Source organism: Chloroflexota bacterium (genome assembly GCA_020161265.1).
In the GTDB taxonomy this organism is placed as follows: domain Bacteria; phylum Chloroflexota; class Chloroflexia; order Chloroflexales; family Herpetosiphonaceae; genus Herpetosiphon.
On sequence record JAIUOC010000011.1, the window covers coordinates 110,433 to 124,875 of the forward strand.

A 14,443-nucleotide genomic window follows, 5' to 3' on the forward strand; every position below is an offset into this window, starting at 1 on the left:
TTAAACGTTATGGCGCAACCAATAGATTTGCTGGTTTTGGCAGTATCGCGGGTGAAAAAAGGTGTGGCCTTAGCTGGCATGAGCACCGAAGCTCACCCGATTACTGGTCGGGTGTGGATCGATATTGTGCGGGCTGATGGCCCGCTCCAATTGAGCGATCTGACGTTGGCTGATGGTTCGTTGATCAAACCTGGTGATGTCGTGCGTTGGGAAGGCTTGGAGCCGCATCCACAACCGCCATTTGTTGAGCAATGGGCGATCAGTGCTGCTTCCAGCAAACAGTTGCTGCGGCATATCACACCAGAACGCTATGCTAAGTTTCTGCCTGAGCATCTCGACCAAGATCCGACGGCGGTGCTTGAACGCCGCGAACGCTCGTTATGCTTAATTCAAGCCCACGAAGTGCATGCGATGTTTGAACGGGAAGAAAAACGCTTCAAAAGCTATATGCTGTTTGATTTGTTGGGCTTGGAAAGTGTTGATGAAACGCCGGTGACTGATGTGGCTTGGCGTGCCTTTGGTCAACAATGGATGCAATCTGAAGGTGTCGATGAATTAGCCTTTGATCCCGATGATTTACAGGCTCGCTTCGGGCCAATTTATCTGGTGATTGGGATTCATGGCAATAGTTTGTTGGTGCGTGGAGTTCACACAGTACCAGCCTATGCCGCTAGGATCGACCCAACTCGGCTGTAAGGGAGGGGCATAATGGCGCTTAAGCCGTTTCGCCTAAAACAATCGACTATCGTGCCACTAGGATTGGCTGAGGTTTGGGAAATTGCGGCTCAAACCAGCAAAGTTAACCATGCCGTTGGCCTGCCACCGTTAGTTTATAGCGAACGAACCCGCAGCGATGGCGTGCGCGAGGTGGTTGGTAATGCGCGTCAATATGGTCTGCCAGTGCAATGGGTCGAACATCCCTTTGAATGGATTTATCAAAAAGAGCTGCGGGTTGAACGAGTTTTTGAGCATTTTCCGCCGTTAGATCGCTTGATCGGTGGCACAATTCTCGTCCCGCATACCTCGATTAGCACCGAAGTTGAAACCTTTGTCCATGTTTTCCCAAAAAATCTGCTGGGCTATCCGGTTGGTTGGTTTATTGCCAATCAGATGATTACTGGGCAAGCGGCTTTTTTTCGCTCAGTGGCCCAAAAGCCTAATGCCACCAATTATTTCCCGCCAGCTCGCAAAGTTCGCACCAATCGTAATGTGTTGCAAGAGTTACGCAACCGCATGCGCGATTTACCTTGCGATCAGCAATTAATCGATCGTTTGTTTGAGCTGATTCAAACCCAACGCGATGAAGATGTTGCGACCATGCGGCCATTTGTGCTGGCTGATGCTTGGGGCGCTGAACGACTTAGCCTGCTCCGCGTCTTTTTATATGCTACCTGGACGGGCCTGCTCGATATGAATTGGGATGTGTTATGCCCTAATTGTCGGGTTGCCCGCGAACCCTCACCACATTTACGCGATCTAACCGCGACTGCCCATTGTGAAGTATGCAATATTCGCTACGATCTCAATTTTGATGAGTATGTTGAATTGCGTTTTTCGGTTAATCCCAAAGTGCGCAGTGCTAGCAATGCAACCTTCTGTGCGCTTGGCTCGCCAGCTTTGAATGAGCATATCGTTGCCCAAGCACGGCTCAAACCCAACGAACAGCGTGAATTATCGGTTCAGCTTGGCACTGGTGGCTATCGCTTGCGCATGTTGGGGATAGAGCAACGCTGCACGATTCAAGCCCAAACTACTGGCGCAACCAATGCCACGATCAATTTAACTACCACTGGCCCAGACCAAGCAGCATTAAATGTGGCAAATCAACCAGTAATTCTGAATGTGCATAACACCACTGATCGCGAACAACTGTTGATTATCGAGCACGATGCTTGGGGCGTTGGTCGGGTCAGTGCCTCATTAGTTTCGACTTTACCTGAATTTCGCTCATTATTCTCATCAGAAGTGCTAGCACCTGGCTTGGGCTTGGCAATCAAAAATCTGACAATCTTATTTAGCGATATTAAAAATTCAACCCCGATGTATGAAAAACATGGCGACTCAAGCGCCTATGCCATGGTGCGCGACCATTTCGATGTGCTATTCAAGGCGATCGAACAGCACAACGGCTCGATTGTAAAAACGATTGGCGACGCAGTGATGGCGGTGTTTGCAAGCCCAAGCGATGGCGTTGCGGCAGCCTTGGCAATCCATCACAATATGCAGCAAGCCAACCAAGCTCGCCCTGAACGGCCACCAATTGTAATCAAAATTGGCTTGCATACAGGAACTTGTATTGCGGTTAATGCCAACGAAGTGCTTGATTACTTTGGCACAACCGTCAATGCTGCGGCGCGTGCTCAAGGCCTGAGTGTTGGTGATGATGTAGTCTTGACTTCCGATGTGATGGAATCGGCGGGAGTGCGGGCAATGCTCAGCCAACACGATCTGCTGAGCGAACCTTTCACTCACAATCTCAAAGGCATATCGCAAGTATTTACGCTCTATCGGCTGATGCCAATCGCGCAACGCGAGCATCAAGCATAGAATCTGAGGGATCAGGCGAGATTTTTCACATCATGAATCATCAAATTTATGCTCGTTACGTTTAATTGCATATTTATTGGTTACGGGCTTTAATTTCATATTCACCAAGACAATCGATCCGAGCCACTTGGTGATAGCTGCGATCAGTTGCTTGTAATACATCTAGATCATAGGCTTCGCCTTGGAAAATAATCAGGTCATACGCTTGGGCATCAATCGTTTGAATAAAGGTATCAACTGGTTCATTCCAGCCTTTACGTCGAAAAAATTTTAGTACAGCTGCATTACCAATCACCTCTTTGTTATTGATCACTGCAAAGCCAGGATTTTCCACTAGGATTGGGCCAGCTGCTCGTTGAATATAACGATTGAGTTGATTACAAGCTTGAAGATCGGCCTGAGTTGGGTTCAAACCAAATTCAAACGTGTTTTTATTAAACAAGGCGACTGGTTTAAGCGTTGGAAAGGCAAAGCAAAAAATCTGAATCAATAGCAGCCCGATCGCCGCATCGCGTAATCGCGGAATAGTCGGTTTTTCGAGTTGATCGTTCAGCATAAAAGCTATCATCATTGCGGTAATCGCGATCGATTCAATAAAATAATTGGTTGAAGCTCCATCACGCCCAGTCGTAACTGTGGTAATCAACGCCAATGTTGCATAGAGCATCAGCAATCGTTCACGTTTGAAATAATGAACGACAAAATAGACGTAAGCTAATAAAAAGAGAAAGTGGGTAGTCATAAAATTCTTTAACTGACCAAGAAATACCCGTGGATACCATTCCAATTGATTGTAGGTAATAATATGCTGTAAGAATTCACCCTGCGTAGCGTAATTCAACCAAAGCACCGCTGGAATAAGCAAGCCACCCCAAGCTCCTAAAAAGATCAGCAATAACTTACGATCACGTATTAGGAGATAGATCGCAATTGCCGCAGGTGCTGAAAGGGCACTCTGCTTGGTTGCAACCGCCGCAACACATGCGATTGCGGCAAACAGTGCCGAGCGGCTATTTTGGTTCAGATCAATCGCAATAACGGCGGCTAAACTAAAAAAGACTGCCAAACCATCGACTCGGCTCCAAGCACTCCAGTAATACACGTAGATTGAATTAAAGAATATCAATCCAGCAAAAAGGCTATAGCCAATTGGCATATGCTTGCGCTGCAAATACCAAACGATCAGAACCGCAATTCCAATAAACGCAAGTGCTGATACAAGGCGGGTTGCAATAAATGATGGCCCAGTGATCAGCATTAATTTTGAGGCGATCCACGGAAACAATGGAGGATAATTGGATACAAGAAAGGGGCTACGATCAACTGGTTGATAAATCGACTCACCTTGAAACAACAGCGCCGCATCACGTAACACAAACCCTTCACCATTAGCAATGTCGTAGGGAAATGCAAGCACAGCATAGATATGATACATCCCACGAATTGCCAAGCCAAGTAATAGGCTATTAATAAACCCCAGCATCGTTAATGATTTAGCTAGTTTCATTAAATTTTCCCTTCTCTTATAAGCCGTCTCAGAGGTACTGAAGGAGGGTATATAAACAACTATGCAGGATTGGATTTGTTGTCTTCCCATCATCTCACGATGGCAAGCGGAGTAAGTATACCATTTATGCAGCTATTGCTTGGAGGGTTAAGCAAGGCTACTATGCTACAATGGCGTTGATTCAAGGCTCATTTTGTGGATTGTGCTTTGCCAAGCGGCAAAAGAACGGATGCTAGCATCATTGGTCGATACCATCCCAATGATCACAATCCACGATTCAATCAGCTTTGATCAGGCTAAATGGCAATCGCGTTTTGGCCAATATCGAAATACTTAAATTCTATATTGTGATTGAGAGAGTGTGCTATGACAATGGATCTGATGCAGACTGCCCGACAGGCATTGCATAAACACAATTATCCCTTGGCGCAACAGCAATTGATTACGCTTGTGCGGACTAATCCTCAAAATGGCGAAGCATGGTGGCATTTAGCTCAAACGTTTGACGACCCTCAAAAACGTCAAGATTGTTTGGAGCGTGCTCAGCGTTATGGCTACTCACCGCCAATAGCAATAGCTGAGCCTGAAGTAATTTTGCCATGGGAACAAGCCGAGGCATGGAATAACCCAATGCCAATCCTCAGTCTCCCAACATCGGTTGCGCCACCACAGCCAAGCAGTTCTGTGGCTGCAAGTCCAAGCTATTCAGCGCCAAGTACTGCGTATCAATTACCAGCCGCACCACCCAAGCCAACGCTTAAACCAGCCGATCTACATCAAATTGTTAACATTCTTAAAAGTTCTATGTCGCGAGATCAGCAAATTCAGTCGGTCATGAGCATGTTTCATTGCACGCTTGAGCATGCCGATATGCTCTTGCAAGGGGTGGTATACCACTACCCCGAACAGTTTCGCCCAGTTAAGCGCAACCTAAACCGAATACTTCTCGAAGGGGCCAGCGTTCTTTTAGGTGTGATATTAATGCTGATTGCGGGCTTTTTGATTTTCGACCCAGACCGAACTAATAGCCTTAGATGGCCGATTCGCCTGTTTTTCGTGGGCATCTTTATTACCCTGACCGCATCTTATCGCGTATTTAAGCTGATGTATAACACTCCTGAACAGTAGTCGTGGCACAGCATTTGCTTTTATAGAATTGTGTAAAAGACAGATGATTCTAGTGATAACAAAGGAGTTAGCAATGAGTAACTTAGGCGAACGGATCAAAGGTAAGGCTGAAGAAATATATGGCGATGCCAAAGAACGCCTTGGCGATGCCTTAGATAACGAACAAATGCAAGCTGAAGGCCGCGCCACTGAACTCAAAGGCGAAGCTCGCCAAGAGGCCGCCAAAGCTGCCGAACGTCTCGGTGGTATGGCTGATGAAGCCAAAGGCAACCTCAAACAAGTAGCCGGCGATTTGTTGAACAACGAACAAATGCAAGCTGAAGGTGTCGCCGAAGAGCTTAAAGGCGAAGCCCGCCGCAAAGCTAATCAATAAGCTCTCTACAACTCCCTAGCAATAGCTCGCCTAACGCCACCGATTCATGGTGGCGTTAGGCTTTTATGGTGATTTTAGCTGTAGTACCCGCCCAAAATGCCCCCATTGTGGCTCTATCTCAGGTAGAGTAAACAAATGGAGGCATCTTATGTATCGTTCAAGTTCATTCTTAGCCTTACTGATCATCATAATCTTGCTTATGCCAACAGCGTCACAAGCAACCACGAGCACCCCAACTCGGCGCTTCATCGATCAGCCTTGGCTGAACCTTTACTACACAAATTTGGTATGGGAAGATGCTGGCAAATGTCGTGCGATGTTTCGCGTGAAAGCCAGCGATTTGTGCACCCACGGCCCGGATTCGCCTGAGCCACAAATGGCTAAGAGCTGGGCTAATGAATTAATTTATCCTAACAATCAAATACATGTGTCAATAGAGCAATCATCCCAACCTTGCCTTGACGATAGTACCAACGATTATCGAACTCAAGTTTTATATGTGCGGGCTAGCGATGCCCAAGACAATAGCCCAATCATCGCACCCGTTTTGCGCAAGCATTTATTAGGTGTTGACGAAATTTATAACCAAAGTGCCCAACTCACCAGTGGCCAACGCCATATTCGCTGGCAACTCAACCAAGCCTGCCAAATTGACGTGCAGCATGTGGTCATTCCGCCAGTGGCTGATGATGATTTTGGGGCAACGATCAACGCCGTAGCAGCCCAAGGATTCAATCGAGATGATCGCAAATATCTGATGTTTGTCGAAGCACGATATTACTGTGGGATTGCCACAGTGCAGCATGATACTCAAGCAAGCAGCGCCAATTTGAATAATCACAGCGTGGCCTATGCGCGGATCGACGCTGGCTGTTGGAATGTTCGCGTGGTTGCCCACGAACATATGCATATGATTGGTGGAGTTCAGCCAAGTGCGCCGCATACAACCAATAGCTGGCATTGCACCGATGAATGGGACATTATGTGCTACTCCGATGCGCCGTCGTATCCAGATTTAGAAATTGCCTGCCCTGAACATAGCATTCGCGATATTTTCGATTGTGGTAATGATGATTATTTTCATACCAACCCAGCCGCCGATAATTATCTTGCCAGCAATTGGAATAGCGCCAATAGCCTGTTTTTGAGCCAAAAGAGCCAGTATTGGCGGGTGTATCTGCCAGTTGCCAGCAATTAAACAGGCCGGACTACCCATGCCAGTCCTTGTTAGAACTAGTAGTAGTACAGTGCTGGTAAGTGCCTTGTAGTGTTAGCGAAATATGCCTTTAGGGCTATAGGCAGTTTGGCGATTAAGCCGTAGCCTAAGCCTGATTGATTGAATTATGTTGAATGGGCACATGTATGAACACATTGGCTAATGCTGCACTGATTCCCCTGCTGATCGCTGCCAAACAAGCCGACCGAGGTGCGTTCGTCCAAATCTATGAGCATTATCGCAATGCCTTGCTGCGCTTTTTCTATGCTCATTGCAGCAGTGCTGATCTGGCTGAGGAGTTGAGCAGTGAACTTTGGTTGCGAGTGGTGGAGCATCTGCCACACTTCAATTTGCCGCTCGAGCATGCCGATTTGGCCTTTACTGGCTGGCTCTTTCAAATTGCCCGGCATCTGCTCACCGATGGCTATCGCCAACGCCAGCGCCAAGCCTATGAACCACTCAACGAGGCAACCGCGCTGGCCAACTCTGATCCAACTGCAATTAGTGAGTTGCACGCAATTCAAGCATCGTTAGTCCATGCTTTAGCCGCACTCACGCCCGATCAACGCGAAGTGGTATATCTACGCTTTTTTGCCCATTACACCAGTGCCCAAGTCGCTGCCTATACTGGCCGAACGGAATATGCGGTTAAATCGTTGCAATATCGTGCCCTGCATACCCTTGCTCGCTCAACCGAACTTCGGCAATGGTATCTTGGTGAAAAAGAGCCGTTGTTTAAATTTAGCCTGTAATGAAAACCTTTCCAATACAGGACTAATGGTCTATCAGCAAGCCATAGCGAAAAAGCACTCCTCACGTTTTACCTAGCAGAATCGCAACAGAAGGAGCCACCCATGTCAGCAAAACCAACCAACGAATGGCGTTTCAAAATCTTGCTCGCCAGCCTTGTAATCATTTTTATGTTTGCAGGGTTGAGCCAAGCCAGCGGCAAAACCAGCTCCCTAGACCATGGTGTCGATAATCCATACCCAATGCCAACCCGGACTCGCGTGCCGTTTGTAACTCGTACACCCCGCCCAACTCATGTGCCAATTACCCGCACACCAAAACCAACCCGTGTGCCGATTACCCGCACGCCCGAGGCTACCCGTACACCTTGGCCTACTCCACTTGCTACTCGAACTCCATTGGCAACGCGCACGCCCGAAGCTACCCGCTTGCCAATTACCCGCACACCCGAAGCAACCCGCACCCCTTGGCCTACCCGCACACCTGAAGCTACCCGTGTGCCGATCACCCGCACACCTGAGTCTACCCGCACCCCTTGGCCTACCCCACTTGCTACTCGAACTCCATTGGCAACACGCACCCCTTGGCCTACTCGCACCCCTGAAGCAACAAAAACGCCAACTCCAACACTTTAGAAATTATAAAGCAGTCAGATCAATCTGAAATCTGGCTGCTTTATTCTAAAAATAGTACTAAAGATTAAATAAGTGTTTTCGATTTTTGTACGAGTGGTAATAATTAAATATGGCAAATATAGGATTAAAGAACCACTCAATCTCCATATCGATTAATTGAATACTTCGTTTCTCTCAATAGCAATACTATTTTGGTGAAGGAGTATTCAATGTTCAATCTTCGATCGATTTCAAGCAAGCAATTAACGCTATTCGTAAGCAGTCTAGGATTATTGTTAATCGCAGGTTGTAGCCAAACAACCCAACAAACTCAAAATTCCAGCAACTATCCAGGACCACAAGCTACAGCAACTGCTTTGATCGCTTCAGCCACTCGCACGCCGCGCCCAGAACCAACCAAAACCAAAACTGCCACTGCGGTAGCCACGCCTACGCGTCCAGCCGCCTATCCTCAGCCGACTAAAACAATGGTGGTCGTTGCGACCCGTACCCCACGGCCTGAACCAACCAAAATCGCCTCACCCGTGCCAGTAACTCCAAGCCAAACCTTGGTTGCAACCCGCACGCCGCGACCAGAACCAACATTAACGCCACGCCCAGCACCAACCGCAACCAACATCTCGCCAGTCAATCCTTATCCTCAGCCAACTACTGGTACACAACCAACGCTTGTAATTCAGCCAACAGCTAGCGTTCAACCAACAACTGGAACGCAACCAGAACCAACCCGCACGCCACGGCCAGAACCGACGGCGAATCCCTATCCACAGCCACAACCAACCCGCACGCCACGGCCAGAACCGACGGCGAATCCCTATCCACAGCCACAACCAACCCGCACACCACGGCCAGAACCGACGGCCAATCCCTATCCACAGCCGCAGCCAACCCGCACACCGCAGCCGCAACCGACGGCCAACCCCTATCCACAGCCACAACCAACCCGCACGCCCCGACCCGAACCAACTCAGCATCCCTATCCATAGGCTAAAATGCAACAAGGGCGATCGAATTCGATCGCCCCTGCCTTTTAGGTTAATGGGTTATTTGTCTAGGTTGTCTTCGGTCATCCAAGACCAAGTTTTTGATTCTTCAACTAAGTCTCGTGCTTTAAGCCGATCTTCCATTTCCCAAATTTTTGATAAATTATCCATATTATTTAAAAAATATTCGCCTACATCTGTAATAGTATTATTTTCGTCCTCATCACGTTCAATATAACTGAGTCCATATAATTTCAGTAAATAGGTCTTAACAAAAATAGACTCATCAATCGTTGATAAGGGATGCTCTTGTTGAAAACGAGAATATAGTTCCTTTGATTTCATTGGTTTCTTTTCAAGATCCATCAGAATACTAAATAAACCAACTGTGTCAATTGCTGTTTTAATAAAAGGAAGCGTATTAAAGTAATTATCTCGATTGGGGTTAATAGAAATAGTTGGTGGGACTTGAACAAATTCACGATAATCATTGCGTTGTGATATCAAATATTGAACAGTGGATCGTGAAGTTAATTGAACCATCGATGTTAGTGCCAAACTGATCGAATTTGTGCCACCTGTAAGATTACACCAGATTTCCTTACCTTGTTTATGTGGCGGGGCAAAGCGATAAGTAACATCAATAATTCGATTAAAGCATTCTTGAAAATTATCAATATCTAATTCACACCAAAATACTTTACGTCCCTCTTGTTGATCATAACTACGCCAGACATTTTTTAGTTGTTGGTTAATCTCATCGCGTACATATGATGGATTTTTATTTCCAATATACGAATACGCTTTTTTCTGGCGATTAATAACCTCTGAGCTTGAAAATAAAACTAATGCTTCAATACTACCTGAGTTTTGTTCCGAGTGGTTATGACCACCACTATTTTTAAACAAACGTTGGATCGATTCTAATCGATTCGGTTTTCTATTCAGTTCTAAAGCTTTTTCAATATAATCAACGGCACAAGTTACTACTCCAACCGAAAATCCTACACCCATAAAATGATAAACACCCATTCGACCCTCCAAATACGCTAATTGGTTGGTTTTTAGAGTTGTTCGAGCACTGCGCTCTCTTGGCCGAGCATTGAGTAGAGGTTGCTCAATAAGCCCTCTTGGGGATTGATGCGATAGCTTGGTTCTAACATCACTTGGCCCATTGGATTGGGCAAATAGATCGTAATTGGCTGGTCGCCTTCATAGCCGCGCAACACCCGATCAATCTCTTGCATGCGCCGAATATCAGTTTCGGTGTTGCCTGAGCGTGGCAAATAAATGTGGAGATGATAACGCGGCCCGCTGGCGATCGCCACGTTACTGCTATCCTCAGGCGCTACAGTTGGCGCAACACTAACTTTACGTCGTGGTCGTGGCACAATTGTAACGGCGGCGGGGGCGGCTTCGGCGTGGCCATTGCCATTGCTATGATTGCCGTTGCCATTGGAATAATGCCCGTTGCCATTGCCATTACTTGCAGCATAGCCATTGCCATTCGCTGGGGCTGAATTAACGCTGGGTGTGCTCATAGTTGGACGTACCTCAACATACACATCTTCATGGAATGGTTCCTCAGGCATTGGTGCGCCATCATCAAGATATTCGGGCATGGCCTCGACAGCGCCGACCGAACGCCGCACCGCTACCGTCGCCGCAGGTGCAGCTTTGTTGGTTGTTTGTTCAACTTTGAAAGCTGTGACCGATTCAAGCATCAATTGCATTTCATCGCGGCGATTGTCAACTTTGGCCGTAATTTGCACGATTGCATCATCAACCAGCAGCTCGGCATATTGCTCCAAGGTGCGCGGGAAGGCCACAAATTCAATTTCGCCCTCAAGATCCTCGACCTTGCCCACCAGCATCGAATCGCCTTTTTTGGTTTGGATGCGCTTGGTATTGTTAATCATACCAATCAGGCGGATGGTTGTACCAATGTGCTTTTTATCGATCATGCCAAGGCTAATCCGACCTGGATCGTGTGGAGCATTCTCAAGCGCTTGGGCCATGGGATGCTCAGAAATATACATCCCCAACAGCTCTTTTTCCCAATTCAGCAATTCGCGCTGCATTTCGAGGCCAGTTGCAGCTGGCGGAAAGGGAATTGGTGAGATCGTCGGAGTGCTCGTTTGTTCGCCACCACCCAGCATATCAAACAGGCTATTTTGGCCTGCTTCACGGGCTTTTTGGGTTTCATGGCCGGCGCTAATCGCCCGATCAAGGATTGCTAGTTTTTGGTGACGGGTACCAGGCAACGAATCCATCGCGCCACATTTGACCAAACTTTCCATCACCCGCTTATTAAGCACACCGCGATCGACCCGCGCACAAAAATCTTCGATGCTGCTGAATGGGCCGCTTTCGTCGCGAACTTTCAAAATGGCCTGAATCGGGCCAACCCCTACGTTGCGAATTGCACTTAAGCCAAAGCGAATCCCGCGCTTGTATTTGATGCCTTCAGGCAATTCGCCTGCAATATCAACAATCGTAAAGCCTTCTTTGCTACCATTGACATCAGGCGGCGAAACGGCCACGCCCAAGCGCGAGGCTTCGGCAACGCTCTTGGCCACTTCATCGATCTCGCCCGAAGCTGCCGAGAGCGTGGCAGTCATATATTCGGTTGGATAATTGTTTTTGAGCCAAGCCGTTTGATATGAGAGCAGACCGTAAAGCGTCGAGTGCGGACGGTTGAATGAATAGCCCGCAAATGGCAGAATCAATTCCCACAATTCGTCGGCTTGAGCTTGGGTTAGCCCTTTGCGTAAACACCCTTCCTTGAACCGCACCGAGTTTTCCGCCATCAACTCTTTGTTTTTCTTGCTGATGGCCTTAATCACGATATAGGCTTCACCAAGCGTATATTCGGCAACTGCTTGGAGCAATTGCATAATTTGCTCTTGATAAACGATAACCCCGTAGGTATCTTCAAGAATTGGCTTGAGAATCGGGTGAATATATTTAATCGCGTGAGGATTATTTTTGTTATGAATGTAGACAGGAATTTGTTCCAGCGGGCCTGGTCGATACAGCGCCACCATACCGTACAAATCATCAACCCGCGTAGGCTTGAGCTGTACGAGATAACGGGTCATGCCTGCCGATTCAAGCTGGAAGACATCGACAGTTTCGCCACGGCCTAGGGCTTCAAAGGTTTTCTTATCTTCGAGTGGAATATCCGAGAGCCACATTTTTTGGCCAGTGGTTTGCTCGATTAGTTGCAAAGCCTCGGCGGCGACCGATAGGTTGGTCAAGCCCAAAATATCCATTTTGAGCAAGCCCATTTTCGCCAAGGTCGGGCCTTCAAAAGCCGCCATCACGGCGTGTTCATCTTTGGTGGTACGCTGCAATGGCACCATGTTTTCGAGCGGATGCCGACTAACTACAATCCCACAGGCATGGGTGCCGACGCTCTTCATCCGCCCTTCAACTTTGCGTGCCCAATCCATCAATTCGCGCAACTTGGGGTCAGTATCGTAAATTTGCTTCAGTTCGGGTACTTTATCCAGCGATTTGGCAATAGTCATGCCCACAGGCAAGGTTGGAATTAATTTGGCAACCCGATCAACCTCGCTGAGCGGAATATCAAGCACCCGACCCATATCGCGCAAGGCTGCTTTGGCTCCCAGCGTTCCATAGGTGATAATTTGAGCGACATTTTCACGGCCATATTTGGTCGCAATATAATCGAGAATTTCGCCACGCCGAGCATCGGCAAAGTCGGTATCGATATCGGGCATCTCCAAGCGTTCGGGCGAGAGAAAGCGCTCAAACAGCAGCTTGTTCTGCACCGGATCAACATCGGTGATACCTAAGCAATAGAGCACCAACGAAGCGCCCGCCGAACCCCGGGGCAGACATGGAATCCCATTTGAGCGGGCAAATTTAACGTAATCCCAAACGATCAACATATAATCGGGGAACCCAGTTTGATTGATTACGTCAAGTTCATAGCTGAGCCGCTGCACATATTCCTCAGTGGGATTGCCATTGCAGCGCTTGATCAAACCTTCTTCACAAATCAGACGCAAATAGGAAGCAGCATCGTGGCCTTCGGGAATATCAAACTCAGGCAATTCAACCCGCCCGAAATCCAGTTTCAGGTTACACATATCGGCAATTCGACGGGTATTTTCCATCGGAGCCGTGCCATAGATTTTGTAACGATCCCACATTTCGTCGCCCGACATAATGTGGTAGGTTTCGTCCATTTGATAATTTTTCGAGCACAACTCTTGGAGCGTCAAGTTGAAGCCCATCGCCATCACCCGCGAATGGGTATCGAGATCTTCACGGCGCACAAAGTGGGTATCGTTGGTTGCGACCAAGGGCACATGCATCTCATTGGCGATTCGCACCAGTTCTTCGTTAATTTCGACCAGTTCTGGAGTATTGTTGTGCAGTTGCAATTCGATGAAATAATTTTCAGGCCCGAATAAATCGCGGAACCAAGCCACCGTTTCGATGGCTTTTTGGCGTTGCTTGGCTTGAACTTGCTGAATCACTTCACCAGCAATACACGATGAGGTAACAATCAAGCCTTCGTGATACTGCTCAAGCAACTGGCGATCGATCCGGGGCCGCGCAAAAATGCCCTTGCCCATACCATCGAGATGTGAGCGCGAGGTCAATTTTACCAAATTGCGATAACCAACCTCATTTTGAGCGATCAGCAGCAGGTGATAATAATTTTTGCCGCCCTTGACCATAGGATCTTTGTTGGAGTTGGGCGCGATATAGGCTTCCATGCCAATAATTGGCTTGACATTGGCTTTTTTGGCGTTGGCATAAAACTCCATTGCGCCATACATCACACCATGGTCGGTTATGGCGATGCTGTCCATCTGAAGTTCAGCCGCACGTTCGGCGATGGCCTTGGTTGTGGCATAGCCATCAAGCAAGCTATACTCCGAGTGAACGTGAAGATGGACAAAATCTTTCATAACAAACCTCTTCTATGGCTAGAGTTGCCCATAGCGAAAGCCGCCCACAAACTGGCGGCAAAAGAGCAAAAAATGCTTTACACAAATTGAGTGCAAAAGGTGGTTTTTAGGCCATCGCTATGGTAGAGAAAACGCTTATTCTCAGCTTGGTGTGTCAAGGGAGCGTGTAGTTTACTCAGAATTTGCGGTAAAAAAGCCCGTTTTGCTGGCTCCCGCTTCGTCTTTGTATTATACCATAGCTGCTTGTGGATAACTACGTGAATAAGCTGTGGATTAAAGGTGTAAAACATTATGTCGAGGTTTCCGCATAATCGCAGCTAGTAGGTTAAACCTCAAGTGGGTTTGATCAAGTACC

General features: G+C 47.6%; 11 protein-coding genes. 8 read left to right on the forward strand and 3 right to left on the reverse strand.

Annotated elements, in window-relative coordinates; translation table 11 throughout:
- Positions 1–9: 9 nt before the first annotated feature.
- Together LCH85_22985 and LCH85_22990 are read left to right on the forward strand one after the other, a co-directional pair.
- Positions 10–696, forward strand: coding sequence for a hypothetical protein (locus tag LCH85_22985; protein ID MCA0354871.1), 687 nt, complete (start codon positions 10–12; stop codon positions 694–696).
- A gap of 12 nt (positions 697–708) precedes the next feature.
- Complete coding sequence (locus tag LCH85_22990) at positions 709–2,547, forward strand: adenylate/guanylate cyclase domain-containing protein (GenBank protein ID MCA0354872.1); 1,839 nt, start codon at positions 709–711, stop codon at positions 2,545–2,547.
- Between the two features lie 73 nt (positions 2,548–2,620).
- Here LCH85_22990 and LCH85_22995 read toward each other — a convergent pair whose 3' ends face one another.
- Positions 2,621–4,054: a glycosyltransferase family 39 protein gene (locus LCH85_22995; GenBank protein MCA0354873.1), complete on the reverse strand. Its 1,434-nt coding sequence runs from the start codon at positions 4,052–4,054 to the stop codon at positions 2,621–2,623.
- Positions 4,055–4,420: 366 nt separating this feature from the next.
- On the opposite strand from LCH85_22995, the gene LCH85_23000 reads away from it, so the two are divergent.
- The 6 genes from LCH85_23000 to LCH85_23025 all read left to right on the forward strand — a co-directional run bounded on the left by LCH85_23000 (position 4,421) and on the right by LCH85_23025 (position 9,142).
- A complete protein-coding gene (locus LCH85_23000; protein MCA0354874.1) occupies positions 4,421–5,182 on the forward strand; it encodes a hypothetical protein in 762 nt (253 codons plus the stop codon).
- 73 nt (positions 5,183–5,255) lie between these two features.
- A complete protein-coding gene (locus LCH85_23005) occupies positions 5,256–5,555 on the forward strand; it encodes a CsbD family protein (GenBank protein ID MCA0354875.1) in 300 nt (99 codons plus the stop codon).
- A 148-nt stretch (positions 5,556–5,703) separates the two neighbouring features.
- On the forward strand, positions 5,704–6,753 hold the full coding sequence (locus tag LCH85_23010) for a hypothetical protein (protein ID MCA0354876.1): 1,050 nt from the start codon (positions 5,704–5,706) through the stop codon (positions 6,751–6,753).
- Between the two features lie 164 nt (positions 6,754–6,917).
- Positions 6,918–7,523 (forward strand): RNA polymerase sigma factor, encoded by a 606-nt coding sequence (locus tag LCH85_23015; GenBank protein ID MCA0354877.1) that lies wholly within the window; start codon positions 6,918–6,920, stop codon positions 7,521–7,523.
- 102 nt (positions 7,524–7,625) lie between these two features.
- Positions 7,626–8,156: a hypothetical protein gene (locus LCH85_23020; GenBank protein ID MCA0354878.1), complete on the forward strand. Its 531-nt coding sequence runs from the start codon at positions 7,626–7,628 to the stop codon at positions 8,154–8,156.
- A 209-nt stretch (positions 8,157–8,365) separates the two neighbouring features.
- Entirely contained in the window at positions 8,366–9,142 is a 777-nt protein-coding gene (locus LCH85_23025; GenBank protein ID MCA0354879.1) for a hypothetical protein, read from the forward strand.
- Between the two features lie 57 nt (positions 9,143–9,199).
- On the opposite strand, the gene LCH85_23030 is transcribed toward LCH85_23025, so the two are convergent.
- Positions 9,200–10,171, reverse strand: a complete 972-nt coding sequence (locus tag LCH85_23030) for a hypothetical protein (protein ID MCA0354880.1) — start codon at positions 10,169–10,171, stop codon at positions 9,200–9,202.
- Positions 10,172–10,203: 32 nt separating this feature from the next.
- Positions 10,204–14,088, reverse strand: coding sequence for a DNA polymerase III subunit alpha (gene dnaE, locus LCH85_23035; protein MCA0354881.1), 3,885 nt, complete (start codon positions 14,086–14,088; stop codon positions 10,204–10,206).
- Between the last annotated feature and the right edge of the window lie 355 nt (positions 14,089–14,443).

Excerpts from the sequence above, each read along its gene's own strand:
- LCH85_22985 (MCA0354871.1), top strand. The coding sequence starts at position 10 with ATGGCGCAACCAATAGATTTGCTGGTTTTGGCAGTATCGCGGGTGAAA.
- LCH85_22990 (MCA0354872.1), top strand. The coding sequence starts at position 709 with ATGGCGCTTAAGCCGTTTCGCCTAAAACAATCGACTATCGTGCCACTA.
- LCH85_22995 (MCA0354873.1), bottom strand. The coding sequence starts at position 4,054 with ATGAAACTAGCTAAATCATTAACGATGCTGGGGTTTATTAATAGCCTA.
- LCH85_23000 (MCA0354874.1), top strand. The coding sequence starts at position 4,421 with ATGACAATGGATCTGATGCAGACTGCCCGACAGGCATTGCATAAACAC.
- LCH85_23005 (MCA0354875.1), top strand. The coding sequence starts at position 5,256 with ATGAGTAACTTAGGCGAACGGATCAAAGGTAAGGCTGAAGAAATATAT.
- LCH85_23010 (MCA0354876.1), top strand. The coding sequence starts at position 5,704 with ATGTATCGTTCAAGTTCATTCTTAGCCTTACTGATCATCATAATCTTG.
- LCH85_23015 (MCA0354877.1), top strand. The coding sequence starts at position 6,918 with ATGAACACATTGGCTAATGCTGCACTGATTCCCCTGCTGATCGCTGCC.
- LCH85_23020 (MCA0354878.1), top strand. The coding sequence starts at position 7,626 with ATGTCAGCAAAACCAACCAACGAATGGCGTTTCAAAATCTTGCTCGCC.
- LCH85_23025 (MCA0354879.1), top strand. The coding sequence starts at position 8,366 with ATGTTCAATCTTCGATCGATTTCAAGCAAGCAATTAACGCTATTCGTA.
- LCH85_23030 (MCA0354880.1), bottom strand. The coding sequence starts at position 10,171 with ATGGGTGTTTATCATTTTATGGGTGTAGGATTTTCGGTTGGAGTAGTA.
- dnaE (MCA0354881.1), bottom strand. The coding sequence starts at position 14,088 with ATGAAAGATTTTGTCCATCTTCACGTTCACTCGGAGTATAGCTTGCTT.